Source organism: Dyella sp. 2YAF14, assembly GCF_052114725.1.
In the GTDB taxonomy this organism is placed as follows: domain Bacteria; phylum Pseudomonadota; class Gammaproteobacteria; order Xanthomonadales; family Rhodanobacteraceae; genus Dyella.
In genome coordinates this window covers 12,743-30,823 of record NZ_JBFRFH010000011.1, presented here as the reverse complement: position 1 = coordinate 30,823, position 18,081 = coordinate 12,743, and the positions used below count along the sequence as shown (strand labels likewise).

Genomic DNA, 18,081 nt, shown 5'->3' with positions numbered 1-18,081 from the left:
GAGACACTGAGTGACACTGAAATCCAAACAACTGGTCGTGCTCGGCGGTAGCGGCTTTGTCGGCTCGCATTTGCTGCCGCGCCTGATCAGGGACGGCCATCGCATCGTGCTGCTATCGCGCAACCGCGAACAGCGGCGTGCGCTGGGCGTGCTCCCCGGCGTGAGCATCCACAGCGTGGATGTGTATGACGCCAATGCGCTGCGCCGGCAGTTCGAGGGCGCCGATGCGGTGATCAACCTGGTCGGCATCCTCAATGCGTTCGGCGAGCAGACCTTCCAGCGCGCGCACGTGGACCTGGCCCAGCGCGTGCTCGGCGCCTGCCAGGCGGCCGGCGTGTCGCGCCTGCACCATATGAGCGCGCTCAAGGCCGGCCAGGGCTTGTCGCAATACCTCAAGAGCAAGGGCGAGGCGGAAGCGCAGGTGCGCAACTCCTCGATTGACTGGACCATCTACCAGCCGAGCGTGATGTTCGGCGCGGATGGCGGCCTGGTGTCGCGTTTCGCCACGTTGCTGCGGCAGATGCCAGTGCTGCCGCTGGCGCGCGCACCGTCGAAGATGGCGCCGACCTGGGCCGGCGACGTGGCCGAAGCGATGGCTCGCTGCATCGGCGACGACAAGCTCGGCATCGACCGCAGCTTCGAGCTCTACGGCCCGGATGTGCTCACGCTCGGCGAGATCGTGCACATGATCCGCGACACGATGGGCGTGCGCACACCCATCATGGCGCTGCCGGACGGCCTCGGCCGGCTGCAGGCACAAGTGGCGCAAATGCTGCCGGGCAAGCCGTTCTCGCTGGACAACTTTCGCTCGCTGCGCACCGATTCGGTGGGCAAGGTGGATGGTTATGCCGCGCTGGGCATCACCCCGCAGCCGCTGGCGGCATGGCTGCCGGTGCTGTTGAACATACCGGCGCGGCAGCGTCGGCTGGACCTGGCGAGATCGGCTGGGCGATAACTCGTCCACCCCTTCCCTGTGGGCGCTTCCCTGTGAGAGCTTCCCTGTGGGAGCGCACCCTGTGCGCGACTGAGGGTGCCTCACCGCCTGAGGCCGTCGCGCACAGGGTGCGCTCCCACAGGGTTAGCCTCCCAGATGGCTAGCCCCGGTTAGCCGGCCGCTTCGCATCACGTGGCAGAATCCCCCGCATGCGCATCTATCTCGTCGGCGGCGCCGTCCGCGACAAACTGCTCAATCGACCGGTGACCGACCACGACCACGTGGTGGTCGGCGCGCGTCCCGACGAGATGCTCGAGCAGGGCTTTCGCCCCGTCGGCAAGGACTTCCCGGTCTTCCTGCACCCCAAGACCAACGAGGAATACGCCCTCGCACGCACCGAGCGCAAGACCGGCCACGGCTATCACGGCTTTGCTTTCCAGGCCGATCCCACGGTGACGCTGGAGGAGGATCTCGCGCGGCGCGACCTCACCATCAACGCCATCGCCGAGGCCGAGGACGGCCAGCTGGTCGATCCGTTCAATGGCGTCCGCGACCTGGAACAACGCCTGCTGCGGCACGTATCTGCCGCTTTCGTGGAAGACCCCGTGCGCCTGCTGCGCGTGGCGCGTTTCGCTGCCCGCTTTGCGCCACTGGGTTTCACGGTGGCGCCGGAGACCATGGCGCTGATGCAGCAGATGGTGCGCGATGGCGAGGTCGATCATCTGGTGCCCGAGCGCGTCTGGCAGGAAACCCGCAAGGCCCTGGGCGAGGCCCAGCCGTCAGCCTTCCTGCGCGTACTGCGCGAATCGGGTGCGCTCGCCGTGCTGTTTCCCGAGGTGGATGCGTTGTACGGCGTGCCGCAGCGCGCGGAGTTCCATCCCGAAATCGATACCGGCGTGCACGTGGAAATGGTGCTCGACATGGCTGCAAAGCTGGCGCCTGGCAACGACGTGGTGGGCTTCTGCGCGCTCACCCACGATCTGGGCAAGGCGCTGACGCCCGCCGATGTATTGCCGCGCCATCTTGGCCACGAGCACGCCGGCCTCGCGCCCCTGCGGCGTCTCGTGGCACGCCTGAAGGTGCCCACCGAGCATGCCACCCTCGCCGAACTGGTGTGCCGCGAGCATCTCAATGCGCACCGCGCCTTTGAGCTGAAGCCATCGACGGTGCTGCGTCTGCTGACCTCGCTGGATGCGCTGCGCCGGCCCGAACGCCTCTCGCTATTCCTCGCCGCCTGCGCGGCCGACAAGCGCGGACGCCTGGGCCACCAGGAGGACGCCTACCCGCAGGCAGGCTATCTCCAGCGTGCGCGCGACGCCGCCGCAGCGGTGCGCTCGGAATCGATAGTGGCGCAAGGCCTGCAGGGCCCGGCGATTGGCGAGGCCATGACGGCGGCCCGCGTCGCGGCCATTGCGGCACTGAAACGCAGCGCGGACTGATACGGCCAACAAAGCCTGATGAAAGCCACTACCCAGTAAGGTAACTGGCTACAAATCTGTCCGCTTGTCGCTAGTCGGCGGCTTCCGTGTATAAACGCGGTCGCCCATCCCGCCCGGCCACTTCGCAGCCAGGCCTTCGTTTCCCAGCTTTTCCGGAGTTTTCCGTGCCGACTGCCAATCCATCGACCTCGCCGCTGCGCCAGCGGTTTCGCCCGTTATGGTGGCTGGCCATCAGCTATGTGCTGATCGGCGCGCTGACCCGCATCGTGCTGCTTTACATGTCCGGTAGCGGCGTGCCGCACAACCCGCTCTATTGGGGTTATGCATTCGGCGTCGGGCTGGGCTACGACCTGATCGTGTTCGTCTTTCTTGCCTGGCTGCTGATGCTTTATCTGTGGCTGGTGCCGCAGCGCCTCTATGTGTCGCGCGCAGGCCAGTGGGCGATGTACATAGGCGGCGCGGTGATGCTGTTCGGGCTGCTCTTCGTGGCGGCCTCGGAGCTGGTGTTCTGGGCGGAATTCGGCACCCGCTTCAATTTCATCGCAGTCGATTACCTGGTCTACACCACCGAGGTGATCGGCAATATCCGCGAGTCCTATCCGCTGGGCACCTGGATCAGTCTGCTCGCCATCGCCACCCTGGTTGTCGTGTGGCTCAGCCGCGGCGGCCTGCAGGCGCGCGACAGCGGCACCCGTTTTCTTCAGCGCAGCAAGGTGGTGCTGGTGTGGCTGGTGATCACGGTGGTCCTGGCGGTCGCCGTCAAGGGCACCTTCAAGGATCGCACCGACAACACCTATGTGAACGAACTCTCCGGCAACGGCGTGTTCGAGTTCTTCGCCGCGTTCCGCTCCAGCCATCTGGACTACTCGCGCTTTTATCGCACCCTGCCCGACGACGAGGCGTTCAAGCGCGTGCGCGAGCTGGTGAAGACGCCTGAGGCCACCTACGTCAGCAGCGATCCGCATGACCTGACGCGCGAAATCCGCCATGCCGGTCCGGAGAAGCATCTCAACGTGGTGCTGATCAGCGTGGAGAGCCTGTCGGCCGACTTCCTCTCGGAGTTCAGCAACAAGCGCGGCAACATCACGCCCAACCTGGATGCGCTGATCGACCAGAGCATGTTCTTCGACAACCTCTACGCCAACGGCACCCGCACGGTGCGCGGCCTGGAAGCGTTGTCGCTGTCGGTGCCGCCCACGCCGGGCGACTCCATCGTGAAGGCGCACAACAACGAGAACCTGTTCTCGGCCGCCAATGTGTTCAATGCCCGCGGCTACCAGTCCGACTTTGTCTACGGTGGCTACGGCTACTTCGACAACATGAACTACTTCTTCGCCCATAACGGCTATCGCGCGGTGGACCGCAACGATATCGGCAAGGGCGAGACGATCCATCACGAAAACGTGTGGGGCGTGGCGGACGAAGATCTCTACACGCTGGCGCTCAAGCAGATGGACGAGGCGCAGGCGCAGGGCAAGCCGTTCTTCCTGCACATCATGACCACCTCCAACCATCGTCCGTTCACCGTGCCGGCCAATCGCGTGCCGCAAAAGAACGGTACGCGCGAGGCAGCGGTGGCGTATACGGACTGGTCCATCGCCGATTTCATCAAGCGCGCCAGAAGCAAGCCCTACTTCGACGACACGGTGTTCGTGATCACCGCCGACCACTGCGCCTCCAGCGCGGGCCGCAGCAGCGTGCCGATCAACCGTTATCACATCCCGCTGTGGATCTATTCGCCCAAGCACATCCAGCCGCAGCGCGTGTCGCGGCAGATGGCCCAGGTGGACATCATCCCCACGGTGATGGGCCTGCTCAATTTCAGCTACCGCAGCCGCTTCTTCGGCGCTGACATTTTCCAGCTTGAACCGGGCCGCGAACGCGCCTTCCCGGCCACCTACGAGAAGCTCGGCTACCTGCATGGCGACGCACTCACCGTGCTCGAACCGCAGCGCAAGCTGGAGCAGGTCAAGCCGAACTTCGACAACGGCGATGCCGTGCCCAATACACCGGTGGACCAAGGACAGGTGGACGATGCCACCGCCTATTACCAGGTCGCCGCGTCCCTGTTCAAACACGGTCAGTTGATCAAGCGGCCGGACGACGACACACCGGTGCAGCCTGCGCCTGCACCAGCTGCCGCTTCCAGCACGCACTAAGCAAAACGCCCGCGGACGACGCGGGCGTTTTCTTTTGGCGGGCTGATTTGTCGGAGCGTCAGAGCCGGTCGCCCTGGTCCGCCTCCAGCACGTCGGCCGGCAACGGCAACACATCCATGCCCCGTGCAAACAACATGGCCTGGAAGCGTTCGCCCATCTGCTCGGGCAGCGTGAGTTTCTTGACCTGTTGTGCCAGGTCATAGCGCGCGGCTTCGTCTGCGGCCGCTTCGTACGCCACGCCAAAGATGTCCTGCAATCCACTGCCGATCAGGAACTGCGCCTGCGGCATATAGCCGGCCACGCCGAAGCCTGCGCTATTGCCCGCCTCGGCCAGCGCGGTGAAATCGACCGACGCAGTGAGGTCGTTGAGGCCTGGCAGATACAGCGGATCGTTGTGCGAGCGATGGCGGTAGTAGGCTCGCAAGGTGCCATCGTTGCGCTCGGGCAAGTAATACTCGCGACGCACATAGCCGTAGTCGATGAACAGCATCACGCCGGCGGTGAGCGAACCGGCGATCGCCTGGATCCAGTACGGCAGCTGCGGCAGGATTTCCGAGCGATAACCTTCGGGAAATTCCGCCTCCAGATCGCGTTCGACATGACGCACGGCGCCGGACACGAGGGCATCGGCGGGACGATCCACGCGCATCAGACGGCCTTCGCCATCGAGCGCGACGTATTCTTCATAGACTTCACCGGCGCGCAGGGTGAAGCGCGTGGTCGGCAGTGCGTCGATCACCTCGTTGGCGAACAGCACGCCCTGCCAGTCCTGCTCCGGCGGACGATCCAGCCACAGCACGTGCGCAAACAGCTCCGAGGGCAGCGCTGCCGCAAGCCGGTCGCGCTGGCGTTCGCGCAGATCGGCGCTGGGTTCGAGGATGTAGTAGCGACGCGGGACGGCGCCGTTCGCGGCGAAGGCCTTGAGCGCCGCTTCGGCAAATGCGCCGCTGCCGCCACCGAGCTCCAGGAAGTCGGCCGAGTCGCCCAACATCTCGAGCACGGGATAGGTGGCATTCACCACGCAACGTGCAAACAACTCGCCCAGTTCGGGCGCCGTGATGAAATCACCCGCTTCGCCGAACTTGGTCTTGCCGGCACTGTAGTAACCCAGGCCCGGCGCATACAGGCAGCGCTCCATGTACTGCGAAAACGGCATCGGACCATGCGCGGCGATTTCCTCGCGCAGACGCGTCAGCAGTCGGTCGGAATGGGCGCGCTCGTCGGCGCCGGGATCGGGGAGTCGGGAAGACATGGGGTTGCCTGCGGGGAAACAGGCGAAGTCTAACCCATGCCCCGCCATAGCCTCGTGAGGGAGGGGAGACCGGCTATGGCGGGGACATCGGCCCAGCTGACTGGGTGCGACGGCCAAAGCGGCTGCGCGCTTTGGCGGCAACGTTCAATTAGAAATTGAAGTCTTTCTGCAAGCTCAGGAACACGCCACGACGCGGACCAAACTGCGGCGCGCCCACACCGATGCCGGTGCCGCTGCGCAACTCGTAGGTGCGATCCAGCGCATTGATCAGCGCCAGCTGCGTGTGGAACTTGCCGGTGCTGTCAAAGGTGAAGTCGTGCGACACGCTCAAATTGAGCTGGAAGTAGTACGGCAGCGACAAGCCATTGGGCGTCAGGCCGTCCTCACGCAAACCGCTGCCAAACAGGTAGTCGGCGCCGACCTTGGTGGTGTCGTTGATGGCGTAGTTGATGCCGCCCGACGAGGTCAGTTTCTGGTCGTGGTCGAGATGGATGAAGTTGTCCGCGATATAGGCCAGGTCATCCGGATTGAAGTTGTACTGGCCGGTGATCACATCCTTGCCCATGGCACGGCTATAGGCAAAGTTGAAGTACGCCGTGATCGGTCCGTTGTCGTAGTTGACCGTGAGCTCGGTGCCGCGGATGCGCCCGTAGCGGTAGTTGAACGTCGAGTACACCAGGGCGGTACCGAACTGCCCTTCATCCTGCAGGCGGCTGACATCGCGGTAGTACGCATCCAGACCCACCGTCCAGTTCGAACCGATGTTCTGCTGCACACCCAGGTCGTAATAGTTGGAGCGCTCGGCCAGCGGCGTGTTGTTGCCGTAGTTCTGCACGGCGTTGGTGGTATTGGCGAACGCATTGATATCCTCGTTGGAAATCAGCTCGTTCGCGGGCGGCGTGAAATAACGCGAGTAGCCGGCATGCACGGTCGTGCTGTCGGTGGCCTGCCACACCACGCCGATGCGCGGACTAAGTTGGCTTTCGGTACGGAAAGCCTGGTACTGGTCGCCACGCAAGCCGTAGTTCAGCGTCCACTTGTCGCTGATGTTCCACTCGTCCTGCACATAGGCGGCCCAGGTTCGGGCGGTAATCTTGTCGCCGGTGAAGATATTGAACGGCACCGTGCTGGCCTGGCTGCCGTCCGGGTTGGCCGGGAACACCAACGAGTTCGTGTTGGTGGTGGCCTGATCGAAGTTGCCGTACAGGCCGTAACGCAGCGTATGGCTGCCACCCCACGGCATCGAGAAGTCGGCCTGCAACGTGCTGGCACGATCGCTCTGGTTGATGGCAGCGGCCACGCCATTGAACATCAGGTCGCCGATTTCGTCGGGCATGTACTGCAACCCGCTGAAGCGCTGGCCGAGCGACACCTGATACGCCGTATCGCCGAACTTGCCCTGCAACGAGAGCACGCCAAAGCGCGTCTGCTCGTTCTGGCGGTCGTTGAGGTCGGCAGAGTTGAAATTGACGGTATCCAGATAGCCGAACTGCGGCTCCTGGTTGGGGTTGTTGGGAATCTGGAAGCGGCTGTTGCTCGCGCCGAATATGAAGCTGATGCGCGTGTCGTTGTCGATCAGGTAGCTGATGTCACCAAAGGCCTTCACCTGGTTGGTGTGATCGTGGATCGGCGTACGGCTCGGCGTCGGATTCTCGATGCCGACGTCGCTCTCCATGTAGTTGGCGGTCAGGAACCAGCTCCAGCGATCGTTGCTGCCCCACAGCGAAGCATTGGGATTGACCGTGCCGAACGAGCCACCGGTGATGCCCACGCTGCCGCCATTGCCCAGCGACGAACCCGCCTTGGTGGTGATATCGACGACGGCGGCGGTGCGCTCACCGTACTGCGCCGGCAGGGCGCCATCGAGCAGGGTCACGCTCTGGATGGTGCGGGCATCCAGCACCTGGCCGAAACCGGAAATCGATTCGGGCAGCATCACGCCATTGATGCGGTACTGCAGGTTGGCGTGGTCTCCGCGTACATGCAGGCCACCGTAGGAATCCTGGACCACGCCCGGCGCCTGCAGGATCACCTGGTTCAACGGCGTCGAGTCGCCAAGCGGCAGCGCCTGGATGGCCTTCTGGTCGATCACGTACTGGCTGCTGCCGGTGTCCGGCGACAGCGAATTGCGCGCCTGGTCGAGCGCTGCGCTCACGTCGATCGTGCCCAGTTGCTTCACCTTGCCAGCAGGCTGGTTGCGCGTGACACCCGTGGAGCCCACGTCGCTGCCATCGGTGGGCGTGGGCGCGTTGACGGTGCTGGTATCTGGGGTCGAGCTGGTCTGGGCGTAGGCGGCGGGGAAGGCGCCAAAGGCAACGGCAAGACTCACGGCAAGCAGGCTACGTTTCATTGGGTGTCCGGGAAGGGGGCGGTCGTTGTTATTTTCGATACGTTATAACATTGCCATTCTAGACCAGACCCCGCCTGCCCCAGAAGTCATGCTTGGTCGGGCAAGTTCCTGCGTTCAGGTCCGGCCCGGTCCCGGGGCTCAGCGGGTTTTCACGCGCGCGGCCTAGACTGGGGCGTCGCGCGGCATCCGCCGCCCTGCCGAGCCCGGTCCATGTCCCCGTCTTCTAACCAGCTACCGGCCGTCATCGCCGACCATGGCCGCGTGACCCAGGCCATCCTGGATTTCGTGAGCCAGATTCCCGATAGCCAGGTGCCCGGCGCCCGCGATCCCGAGAAGGAAGCCCGCCGCCTCGCCACCCGCGCGCAGCAACGCGCCGGCCTTACCGCCGGCTCGCTGGCCCTGCCGCCAGGCCCGCTGGGCTGGCTCACCGTGCTGCCGGAAGTCGTGGCGATCTGGAAGATCCAGGCGCAGATGGTCAGCGACATCGCGGCCGCCTATGGCCAGCACTCGGAGCTGGGCCGCGAGCAGATGCTGTGGTGCCTGTTCCGGCACACGGCCGCGCAGGCGTTCCGCGACCTGGTGGTGCGCGTCGGCGATCGACTGCTGTTTCGTCGCGTCACCACCTCGCTGATCGAGCGCGTGGCCAAGACCGTCGGCATCAAGGTGACCCAGCGCGCCGTAGGGAGTGGCCTCTCGCGCTGGATCCCGGTGGTCGGTGCGGTAGGCGTGGGCAGTTACGCGTATTACGACACCGGACAGGTGGCGCGCACCGCCATCGCCATGTTCAGCACGCCATTCGAGACGCAGGCCACTGACGCCGACGCCGCTTCCGCGGACACCACGGCGCCGGCGGGATGACGTCGCCAGTGCTTTGGGGCAAGCTCGCGCCCTGGTTGCGTCACGCAGGAGCCCACGCATGAATACTCAGCACGAGCGCCCGGTGGCCCTGATCACCGGCGCGGGCAAACGCGTCGGCGCCGTGATTGCCCGGACTCTGCATGCGGCAGGCTACGATCTGGCGCTGCACTACCGCCACTCGGCCGCCGACGCCGAATTGCTGGCCGCCTCGCTGGAACGGCAGCGCAGCAACAGCACGTGCATCGTGCAAGCGGAACTGGCCGATCTCGGTGCATTGCCGGGCGTGGTGCAGCGCGCACTCGATCGCTTCGGACGTCTGGATGCGCTGGTCAACAATGCGTCGGCGTTCTATCCCACGCCGGTGGGTACGGCGACACCGGCGCAGTGGAACGAACTGTTTGCCTCCAACGCGCAGGCGCCGTTCTTCCTCGCCCAGGCGGCCACGCCTGCCCTGCGCGCCGCACGCGGCGCCATCGTCAATCTCGTGGACATCTACGCGGAACGCCCGCTCGCCAACCATCCGGTCTATTGCATGGCGAAAGCAGCGCTGGAAGCGATGACGCGTTCGCTCGCCCTTGATCTGGGCCCCGATGTGCGCGTCAACGGCGTGGCGCCAGGCGCCGTGATGTGGCCGAGTGATGGCAAGGCCTACGACGACCAGCAGGCCATGCTCGCGCGCACGCCACTGCAGCGAGCCGGCTCGCCCGAGGACGTCGCCGGCGCAGTGCTATGGCTGCTGCGCGACGCGCCGTTCGTGACGGGCCAGATCATCCGCGTGGATGGCGGACGCACGCTTTCCGTGTGAGCAAGAAAAAGGGCGCCGCAGCGCCCTTTCCTTTCATGCATCGACTCAGACGATTTACTTCTTCTTGGGCCTGAAGGCCTGCTCGAGCATCGCCTGGTCAAAGCCGTAACCCACTTCGCCCTCTTCGGCGTAGCGATACAGCGCAGCGGCGTAGATGCCTTGCAGCGAGGCCTGGACCAGGCCGAGCATGGTCAGGCCCACCACCACGATCACGATGGCCGCAATGATGGCCGTGATCGACTGCGTGGCAAAGGCGCCGCCGACGAGCAGCGCGGCCACCAGGATGGCGACGAACATCAACAGGCCGAACACCACGCCGATGCCGGCGTTGCCGATGATGTTTTCGCCCCAGGTGCGCTTGAGCAATTCCACGCTGCGCGAGATCGCTTCGGTCGGACCCACGTCCTGGCTGGCCAGCACCGGCACGACCAGGAAGGTCGCCACGGTCCAGGCCAGACCAAGGAAGCCGGCGACCAGGCGACCGATCAAACCGAGGCGCTCCTGCAAGGCACGCAGCACCAGACCCACGGTGGCGGCGATCAGTGCATAGCCGAAGATGTTGACGATGCGCGAGCGTGCCACTGCCATGCCCTCGCCAAAACTGGTGGGCTCACCGCGCAAGCGGGCCAATGCAGCGCCGGCCAGTGCGGTGTTGAAGAAGATGATCACGAAGTACTGCACGAGGTAGAACAGAAACAACAGCACATAGCCGCCGACGGTCATGCGATGACCTTGCTCGACAGCTGCGCCGGACGCCATCAGTGCAACGATGATCGGCACCAGGAAGCTGGCTGCCACGAGCAGGCAGCAGATGCTGGAGGCCAGCGGGAACATCAACAGCGACTTGTCCGAACGCAACACTTCCGCACTGGCCTTCATCAGGCTCCAGCTGCGCGAAAAACGACCTGCCATATCCCTACCCCCATTCCATGTTAGGTGGAAAGGTTTCTAGCATTAGTTGTGTCGCCGGGACAGTGCTGGCGCCGCTGGTGTCAGGCAGATGTCAGGCCGGGCCGGCGTGTTACCAGGAGCGGCGCTTGGGTCGGAACACCACGCGCTCATCGAATGCCTCGCACAGCAGGCTCAGCACGCCGCCGGCCGCAATGATGGCGAGCAACAGCACCAACAGCCAGGAATCGTAGAAGAAGCGATGCGCCTTGAAGCCCAGCCACGCCGCCGCCGCGCACGTCACGATGACGAGTACCAGCGGCGTACCGTAACTCACGACGGCATCGCAGCCGGAACAACTGCGGATGCCGTGCGCGGCCGCGCTCTGGCAATGCGGACAGATCACATAGCGGATCGATGCAACATCTTTGCGCGGGTTCGACATGCTTCCCTGCTGACTCTGCTTGCGTTCACTGCATGCCGGTATGGCGGATGGAACGGCAAAACGGCGCCCGCGAAACGCGCAACGCCAATGGGCCGACTTGAAGGCCACAGCGTATTTCACGGGAAATTTGCAGGAAATCGGACGAGTCCGAAAAGCCATCGCCAGCAAAGGAACGAGGCGCGCGGATTGGTCACCGCAAGTCGCGCACGCGAGCGCTTAAAGCGGCTCGACCACCAGCGGTTCGCTATCGGCGGGAAACGACGACCACAGCGCGGCCATGGTCTGGCCGGTCAGCGGATGCTTGAGCTGCGGCGCAATATCGGCGATGGGCTTGAGCACGAAGGCGTGGCGCAGCTCTTTGCGCGGGATATCCAGATGACCTTCGCCCTGCCGCACCAGGTCGTCGTACAAGACGATGTCGACATCGAGCGTGCGGTCGGAATAGCGCGGCACGTCACGACGGCGACCATGACGGTCTTCCAGCGCGTGCAACCAGTCGTTGAGCGCTTCGGGAGAAAGATCCGTGTCCAGCCCCACGGCCAGATTCACGAAATCCGCGCCATCAAAACCCACCGACTTGCTGCGGTAGGCGGGCGACACCGAGAGCGCGCCGAAGCGCGCGCGCAGCTCGTCGATGGCGGCACGGAGATAATGCGCGGGTTCGAGGTTGGAACCCAGGCTCAGATAGACGCGTGCCATCAGATCAGCGCGTCACTGCGGTCGCGTACCGCGTTCGATGCGCACGCCCACCGACTTGGCGCCGCGCACGGCGCCAGGCTTGGAGAGCTTCAACCGCACCCACGACACGCCGAACTCTTCGCGAATGATGGCGGCGCATTTTTCCGCCAGCGTCTCCACCAAGCCGAAGCTGGACGCGCCGACATAATCGATCAGGCGCTTGGACACGTCCTTGTAATTGAGCGTAAGCGCGATGTCGTCGCTGGCGGCAGGCACGGTGTTGTCGAACGCCATTTCGATGTCGAACGACAGCGTCTGCCGCACGCGGCGCTCCCAGTCGTAGATGCCGATGACGGCATCGATGCGCAGGTCTTCGATGAAAACGATATCCATGCGGGTAGGGTAGCGATCTCTCTGTGGGAGCGCACCCTGTGCGCGACTGCGGCGTATCGTCGTCACCGCTCCGTTGGCTTGTCGCGCACAGGGTGCGCTCCCACAGGGTGGGTGTCGTTACGTGGCCGGCGGCAGCGTTTCCAGGTCCCAGCGCGGATACACCTGCACGGTCTCATCCTGATGCTGTCCATGCGCAAGACGGATGGCGCCGGCCAGGGCGATCATGGCGCCGTTGTCCGTGCAGAACGCCAGGCGCGGGAAATACACCTGGAAACCATCCTTCGCACCCGCTGCCGCCAGTTCGGCCCGCAGATGCTGGTTGGCGCCCACGCCACCGGCGATCACCAGCCGCTTGGCGCCGCTGGCCTGCAGGGCGCGACGGCACTTGATGATCATGGTGTCGACGATCGCTTCTTCGAATGCACGCGCCACGTCGGCGCGGGTCTGCTCGGTCTGGTCCGAGTTCTGCCAGGCCAGCAGCACCTGGGTCTTGAGCCCGGAGAAGCTGAAATCCAGGCCGGGGCGGTCGGTCATCGGGCGGGAGAAGCGGAACACGCCGGGACGACCCTGCTGCGCCAGCTTGGCCAGCGCCGGACCGCCGGGGTACGGCAGACCCATCAGCTTGGCGGTCTTGTCGAACGCTTCGCCGGCGGCGTCGTCCAGGGTGTCGCCGAGGATCTTGTATTCGCCAATGGCTTTGACTTCCACCAGCATCGAATGGCCGCCGGACACCAGCAGCGCCACGAACGGCGGCTCGGGCGGGTTGTCCTCCAGCAGCGGGGCCAGCAGGTGGCCTTCCATGTGGTGCACGCCGATGGCCGGCACACCGAGCGCCCAGGCCATGGCACGGGCCGCGGAGGCGCCGACCAGCAGCGCCCCGACGAGACCTGGACCGGCGGTGTAAGCTACCCCTCCCAGGTCGGCCGGCGTCAAGCCAGCCTGGGCCATCGCTTCGCGCACCAAAGGCAGCAGTTTGCGCACGTGGTCGCGACTGGCCAGCTCCGGCACGACCCCGCCGTATTCGGCGTGGAGCTTGATCTGGCTGTAAAGCGTATGTGAAAGCAGGCCATGGCCAGGCGCGCCCGGTTCCCAGCGCAGCAGGGCTACGCCGGTCTCGTCGCAAGAGGTCTCGATGCCCAGTACCGGCTTGTTTGCCGGCGGCTCGTACTGGGGCTTTGAAATTGCTGTCGTTTCCACGTTATACTTCGCGGCTCACCGTATTCAAACGGCTCGTTCAGGCGAGCCAGTCTAACACTTGGAGTCTCCATGCCCAGCGTAAAAGTCCGCGAGAACGAGCCGTTCGAGCTTGCCCTCCGTCGCTTCAAGCGCACCTGCGAAAAGGCCGGCGTCCTGGCTGAAACCCGCAAGCGCGAGTTCTATGAGAAGCCGACCCAGGAGCGTAAGCGCAAGCGCGCTGCCGCGGTGAAGCGTCACCTGCGTCGCCTCTCGCGCGACACGTCGCGTCGTACGCGTCTGTACTGAGCCTCCTCGTCCGCCCTGCGGACGATCCGAGGTTCTCGTGGCGCCCAGGCGCCATGACAGGTAGCCAGGCAGCTGGCGCGTCCATCCGCTGCCGCTGTGTCTTCGCAGACCTACACTAGCCGGCGTTGCCCAGTGCAACGCCGGCTTTTGTGTTTCCCAAGGAAAATCCTCATGACCCTGAAGCAGCAGCTCACCGACGACATGAAGACCGCCATGCGTGGCGGCGAGAAAGATCGCCTGGGCGTGATCCGCCTGATCCTGGCCGCGATCAAGCAGCGCGAAGTGGACGAGCGCATCGAGCTCGACGACGTGCAGACGCTGGCCGTGCTGGAGAAGATGGTCAAGCAGCGCAAGGATTCGATCACCCAGTTCGAGGCCGCCAACCGCACGGACCTGGCCGACATCGAACGCGCCGAGATGGTGGTGATCGACACCTACCTGCCGACCAAGCTTGGCGATGAGGAAATCGACGCGCTGATCACCGCCGCCATTGCCGAAACGGGCGCCAGCTCGGCGCGCGACATGGGCAAGGTGGTGGCCGCCGTAAAGGAAAAGGCTGCCGGCCGCGCCGACATGGGCGTGGTGTCCGGCCGCATCAAGGCGCGCCTGGCCGGCTGATCGCCTGGCTTCGACGCCCGCTGGCGTTACACCTCATCGAACAGCGCGCCCCGCCTGCGGGCGCGCCCCGGTGCATCGCCTGGCGCGATGCCCCGGCACTTGCACTACCTCCACAACGAAGCTGCACGGCCTTCACAGTCGGGCCCCTAAAACGGCACGGCCACCGGCTGCGCCGGTGCCCTTCGTCAATGGGAGTGACACATGCTTAAGTGGGCCATCATCCTCGCCATCGTCTCGCTGGTGACCGGCTGGCTGGGTTTCGGCACCTTGTCCGGCGCGACCGGCGCGATCGCCAAGGTGCTGTTCGCGATCTTCATCATCCTGTTCTTGCTGGCCCTGCTGGCCGTCATCGGCGTCATCCACATGGTCTAGGGCCGGCTCGCGCCCTAGTCGATGATGCGTTCCATGCGCCGGTGGTCGGGCACCCGGCCGCGTTCGTTGGCGAGTCGTGACATGCGCTCGCCCACGACCTTGAAACCGGCGCGCCGGTAGAGGGCCTCGGCCCTGGGATTGCTTGCGGCAACATCCAGCGTGACGCGGCTGCGTCCGGTCTCGCGTGCGGCGCCCACCAGCTGATCGATGAGTGCGCGGCCGATGCCGTGGCCACGTAGCTCGGGCAGCACCGCGAGATGCGCCAGGTAGTGCATATCGTCCTGGGGCGGCTGGATCACCGATTCCACGCGCAGCCCACGTGCCATGACGCCCAGCCCCCGGCGCAGTCCGTAGTGGCGGATGATCTGCCTGGCCGCGGCCAGGGTAAACGGCCATTTCGCATCGGCGCCAAAGCCCGCGCCCACCGCCACCACCTTGCCCTCGGCAACGCCCACCCAGTGGTTGCGCCAGCCAAACTCGCCGGCGCCATCGACAAAACAGTGCTGCAGGAAGGCCTGCGCATCGCCGCCATCGCGGGTGGTGAACACGTAATCGAACGCCACCGGGCCCGAGCTGTAGATCAATGGCACGGCTACCGCGGCGTCTTCGGGCGCAGCCGGTCGAAACCGTACCTGCAGGCCCGATCTGGCCATTTCCAGCACATTTCCCATGGCACCCCCGGCCATCGCAACGCTTCGATCGGAGCATAAGGCAGCCCGATGACAGGCGCAGTGGCTGGCGAGGCCCGAACTGGGGGTGAAAGCGGCCATCGACGTGCGCAACCGATAGACTACGTAACTATGCGCGGACGTATCCCTGACAGCTTCATCGACGAATTGCTGACTCGCGTCGACATCGTCGACGTGATCGAGCGACGCGTGCCGTTGAAGAAGGCGGGACGCGAGTGGACGGCCTGCTGTCCGTTCCACAACGAGCGCACGCCGTCGTTCTACGTGAGCCCCGCCAAGCAGTTCTTCCACTGCTTTGGCTGCGGCGCGCACGGCAGCGCGGTGAAGTTCCTGATGGACTATGAGCGCCTGGAATTCCCCGATGCGGTGGAGGAACTGGCGCAGTCAGTGGGGCTCACCGTGCCGCGCGAAGGCGGCGACGACCGCGTCCAGCGCGAGGACAAGACCGACCTCTACGCCCTGCTTGATGCAGCGGCGGGCTGGTACGAAAAAGAGCTGCCCAAGAACGCCGACGCGCAGGCCTACTGCAAGAAGCGGGGGCTCGATGCGCAGACCATCCAGCGTTTTCGCATCGGCTGGGCACCGGCGGGTTTTGACGGCGTGATCAAGGCGCTGGGCGGCAGCGATAAGCGCATGCAGCTGCTCAACGAAGCGGGCATGGTGGCGAGCAGCGAACGCGGCAGCCGCTACGACCGATTCCGCGAACGCTTGATGTTTCCGATCCTTGATCGCCGCGGTCGCGTGATCGCCTTTGGCGGCCGCATTATTTCCAGCGCGCCTCCTGCGCGCGAAGGTCAAGAAGCGGGCATCCCTGCCCGCACTCCTCAAAAAGAGCCCGGCCCCAAGTACCTAAATTCGCCCGAAACGCCGCTATTCCACAAGGGCCGCGAACTGTTCGCGCTGTGGCAGGTGAAGCAGGCCAATCCCAGCCTCACGCGCATCGTGGTGGTCGAGGGTTATATGGACGTGATCGCCATGCATCAGGCGGGGCTGCCGATCGCAGTCGCCACCCTGGGCACGGCCACCACGCCCGAGCACACCGAAGTGCTGTTCCGCGCCGCGCCCGACGTGGTGTTCTGCTTCGACGGCGATCGCGCGGGTCGCGCTGCCGCATGGAAGGCGCTGGAAGCGGCGCTGCCGCGACTGCGCGACGGACGCCAGGCGTACTTCCTGTTCCTGCCCGATGGCGAAGATCCCGACACGCTGATCCGCAAGGAAGGCAAGGATGGTTTCGAGAGGCGCCTCAAAGCCGCCACGCCGCTCTCCGAATATTTCTTCGGCGAACTGGCGCACGACGTGGATACCGCCAGCCTCGACGGCCGCGCCCGCCTCGCCGAACGCGCGCGTCCGCTGATCGCCCGGCTGCCCGATGGCGCGTTCCGCGATCTGATGGCGCAGGAGCTGGAGAAGCGCACCGGCGCACGCGCCACGCTGGACACCACGCCCGCGCCGCGCTCTGCGCTGCAGCGGCCCACCGTGGCGCAGCGCTCGCTGGTACGCAGCGCGATCGCTTCGCTGCTGGCACAGCCGGGCATGGCCGACCAGGTGGAACGACCCTATGGCTTCCTGCGCCTGGACAAACCCGGCGTGGAACTGCTGGCCGAACTGATCGACACGGCCCGCTCGCGTCCGGGCATCAACCCCGCCGTGCTGGTGGAACATTTCGCCGAACGGCCCGAATACCCCGCCCTGCAGAAGCTGATGGCGGCCCTGGTGGTCGGCGAGCCGGAGGCCCAGCGCGCGGAGTTCTTCGGCGCACTGCAACGCATGGAAGAACAGGCCGTGATCCAGCGCCGGGACTGGCTCACCGCCAAGAGCCGCGATGGCACGCTCGACAGCGCGGAAAAGGCTGAACTGCGCGAGTTGCTGGCCCGGCGCGTGGTCACTCCCCCGGCGTAACCTGCCTGACACAGTGGCCGCTGCATGCCGCCTCGGCATGAAAAGAACAGGGTTCTAACTATTGGCCCTGCAAGATTGCGCCTCAGCCCACAGGGAGCGTAGCGAGGTGCGCCAGCGCAAGCGTACGGACGTCTTCATATGGGATCATCGACCCTTAGTGAGGCATGGGTAGTCCGCCCGGGCATGGATGGTGATGGAACTACTTGAACGACTGGTCACGGTGTTCGCCGAAAACGGCTACCTCGCGGTATTCATCGCGTTGTTGCTGTGCGGCGCCGGCGTACCCTTGCCCGAAGACATCACCCTGGTCGCCGGTGGCGTGATCGCCGGTCTGGGCTACGCCAATGTGCACACCATGTTCGGCGTCGGCATGGCCGGCGTGCTGATCGGTGATGCCGGCATGTTCCTGCTCGGCCATCATTTCGGCGCACGCATCCTCAAGATCCGTTTTGTCGCGCGCGTGCTCACGCCGGAGCGCTACGCCAAGGTGCAGGAGAAATTCGAGCGCTATGGCAATCGCCTGATGTTCATCGCGCGCTTCCTGCCGGGCATGCGCACCGCCGTGTTCATCACGGCCGGCTCCACGCATCGCGTGTCGTTTCTGCGCTTCTTCCTGCTCGATGGCTTGGCCGCGCTGATCAGCGTGCCGATCTGGGTTTATCTCGGCTACCTGGGCGCCGACAACCACGAGTGGCTGGCCATGTGGATCCACCGTGGCCAGAACGGCCTGTGGCTGGTCGGCGGCGCCGCCCTGATCGTGGCGCTGGTGCTGTGGTGGCGGCACAAGCGACGCGTGGCGTGCGAGTCCGGTTCACGCTGA

Annotated in this window: 18 protein-coding genes; 10 read left to right on the top strand and 8 right to left on the bottom strand. The window is 65.1% G+C overall.

The window, feature by feature from the left end:
* Positions 1-16 precede the first annotated feature (16 nt).
* The 3 genes from AB4Y82_RS15590 to AB4Y82_RS15580 all read left to right on the top strand — a co-directional run bounded on the left by AB4Y82_RS15590 (position 17) and on the right by AB4Y82_RS15580 (position 4,532).
* Entirely contained in the window at positions 17-955 is a 939-nt protein-coding gene (locus AB4Y82_RS15590; RefSeq protein WP_441605241.1) for a complex I NDUFA9 subunit family protein, read from the top strand.
* A gap of 188 nt (positions 956-1,143) precedes the next feature.
* Positions 1,144-2,373, top strand: a complete 1,230-nt coding sequence (locus AB4Y82_RS15585; protein ID WP_441605212.1) for a multifunctional CCA addition/repair protein — start codon at positions 1,144-1,146, stop codon at positions 2,371-2,373.
* Between the two features lie 164 nt (positions 2,374-2,537).
* Entirely contained in the window at positions 2,538-4,532 is a 1,995-nt protein-coding gene (locus tag AB4Y82_RS15580) for an LTA synthase family protein (protein WP_441605211.1), read from the top strand.
* Positions 4,533-4,590: 58 nt separating this feature from the next.
* Here the strand turns inward: AB4Y82_RS15580 and AB4Y82_RS15575 are convergent, their stop codons facing one another.
* The gene (locus tag AB4Y82_RS15575) at positions 4,591-5,784 is read right to left on the bottom strand and encodes a class I SAM-dependent methyltransferase (protein ID WP_441605210.1); all 1,194 of its coding nucleotides are present in this window, start codon (positions 5,782-5,784) and stop codon (positions 4,591-4,593) included.
* A gap of 148 nt (positions 5,785-5,932) precedes the next feature.
* Positions 5,933-8,134 carry a TonB-dependent receptor gene (locus AB4Y82_RS15570; RefSeq protein WP_441605209.1) on the bottom strand — a complete coding sequence of 734 codons (2,202 nt, stop codon included), beginning with the start codon at positions 8,132-8,134 and terminating at the stop codon, positions 5,933-5,935.
* 210 nt (positions 8,135-8,344) lie between these two features.
* Between AB4Y82_RS15570 and AB4Y82_RS15565 the strand changes: the two genes are divergently transcribed.
* On the top strand, positions 8,345-8,992 hold the full coding sequence (locus AB4Y82_RS15565; RefSeq protein WP_441605208.1) for a hypothetical protein: 648 nt from the start codon (positions 8,345-8,347) through the stop codon (positions 8,990-8,992).
* 58 nt (positions 8,993-9,050) lie between these two features.
* Positions 9,051-9,797, top strand: a complete 747-nt coding sequence (locus AB4Y82_RS15560) for a pteridine reductase (RefSeq protein ID WP_441605207.1) — start codon at positions 9,051-9,053, stop codon at positions 9,795-9,797.
* A gap of 54 nt (positions 9,798-9,851) precedes the next feature.
* On the opposite strand, the gene AB4Y82_RS15555 is transcribed toward AB4Y82_RS15560, so the two are convergent.
* The 5 genes from AB4Y82_RS15555 to tsaD all read right to left on the bottom strand — a co-directional run bounded on the left by AB4Y82_RS15555 (position 9,852) and on the right by tsaD (position 13,398).
* The gene (locus AB4Y82_RS15555) at positions 9,852-10,709 is read right to left on the bottom strand and encodes a DUF6159 family protein (protein ID WP_441605206.1); all 858 of its coding nucleotides are present in this window, start codon (positions 10,707-10,709) and stop codon (positions 9,852-9,854) included.
* A gap of 109 nt (positions 10,710-10,818) precedes the next feature.
* Complete coding sequence (locus tag AB4Y82_RS15550; RefSeq protein WP_441605205.1) at positions 10,819-11,130, bottom strand: hypothetical protein; 312 nt, start codon at positions 11,128-11,130, stop codon at positions 10,819-10,821.
* Between the two features lie 216 nt (positions 11,131-11,346).
* On the bottom strand, positions 11,347-11,829 hold the full coding sequence (gene folK, locus AB4Y82_RS15545) for a 2-amino-4-hydroxy-6-hydroxymethyldihydropteridine diphosphokinase (protein ID WP_441605204.1): 483 nt from the start codon (positions 11,827-11,829) through the stop codon (positions 11,347-11,349).
* A gap of 12 nt (positions 11,830-11,841) precedes the next feature.
* Positions 11,842-12,201 carry a dihydroneopterin aldolase gene (gene folB, locus AB4Y82_RS15540; RefSeq protein ID WP_046972384.1) on the bottom strand — a complete coding sequence of 120 codons (360 nt, stop codon included), beginning with the start codon at positions 12,199-12,201 and terminating at the stop codon, positions 11,842-11,844.
* 117 nt (positions 12,202-12,318) lie between these two features.
* Positions 12,319-13,398 carry a tRNA (adenosine(37)-N6)-threonylcarbamoyltransferase complex transferase subunit TsaD gene (tsaD, locus tag AB4Y82_RS15535; RefSeq protein WP_441605203.1) on the bottom strand — a complete coding sequence of 360 codons (1,080 nt, stop codon included), beginning with the start codon at positions 13,396-13,398 and terminating at the stop codon, positions 12,319-12,321.
* 69 nt (positions 13,399-13,467) lie between these two features.
* Between tsaD and rpsU the strand changes: the two genes are divergently transcribed.
* The 3 genes from rpsU to AB4Y82_RS15520 all read left to right on the top strand — a co-directional run bounded on the left by rpsU (position 13,468) and on the right by AB4Y82_RS15520 (position 14,673).
* A complete protein-coding gene (gene rpsU / locus AB4Y82_RS15530) occupies positions 13,468-13,683 on the top strand; it encodes a 30S ribosomal protein S21 (protein WP_014404075.1) in 216 nt (71 codons plus the stop codon).
* 171 nt (positions 13,684-13,854) lie between these two features.
* Complete coding sequence (locus tag AB4Y82_RS15525) at positions 13,855-14,301, top strand: GatB/YqeY domain-containing protein (RefSeq protein ID WP_441605202.1); 447 nt, start codon at positions 13,855-13,857, stop codon at positions 14,299-14,301.
* A 201-nt stretch (positions 14,302-14,502) separates the two neighbouring features.
* Positions 14,503-14,673, top strand: coding sequence for a DUF1328 family protein (locus AB4Y82_RS15520; RefSeq protein WP_046972381.1), 171 nt, complete (start codon positions 14,503-14,505; stop codon positions 14,671-14,673).
* A gap of 14 nt (positions 14,674-14,687) precedes the next feature.
* On the opposite strand, the gene AB4Y82_RS15515 is transcribed toward AB4Y82_RS15520, so the two are convergent.
* On the bottom strand, positions 14,688-15,326 hold the full coding sequence (locus AB4Y82_RS15515) for a GNAT family N-acetyltransferase (RefSeq protein ID WP_441605201.1): 639 nt from the start codon (positions 15,324-15,326) through the stop codon (positions 14,688-14,690).
* Between the two features lie 147 nt (positions 15,327-15,473).
* Between AB4Y82_RS15515 and dnaG the strand changes: the two genes are divergently transcribed.
* Both dnaG and AB4Y82_RS15505 read left to right on the top strand, forming a co-directional pair.
* Positions 15,474-17,261 carry a DNA primase gene (gene dnaG / locus AB4Y82_RS15510; protein WP_441605200.1) on the top strand — a complete coding sequence of 596 codons (1,788 nt, stop codon included), beginning with the start codon at positions 15,474-15,476 and terminating at the stop codon, positions 17,259-17,261.
* 193 nt (positions 17,262-17,454) lie between these two features.
* On the top strand, positions 17,455-18,081 hold the full coding sequence (locus AB4Y82_RS15505) for a DedA family protein (RefSeq protein WP_046972420.1): 627 nt from the start codon (positions 17,455-17,457) through the stop codon (positions 18,079-18,081).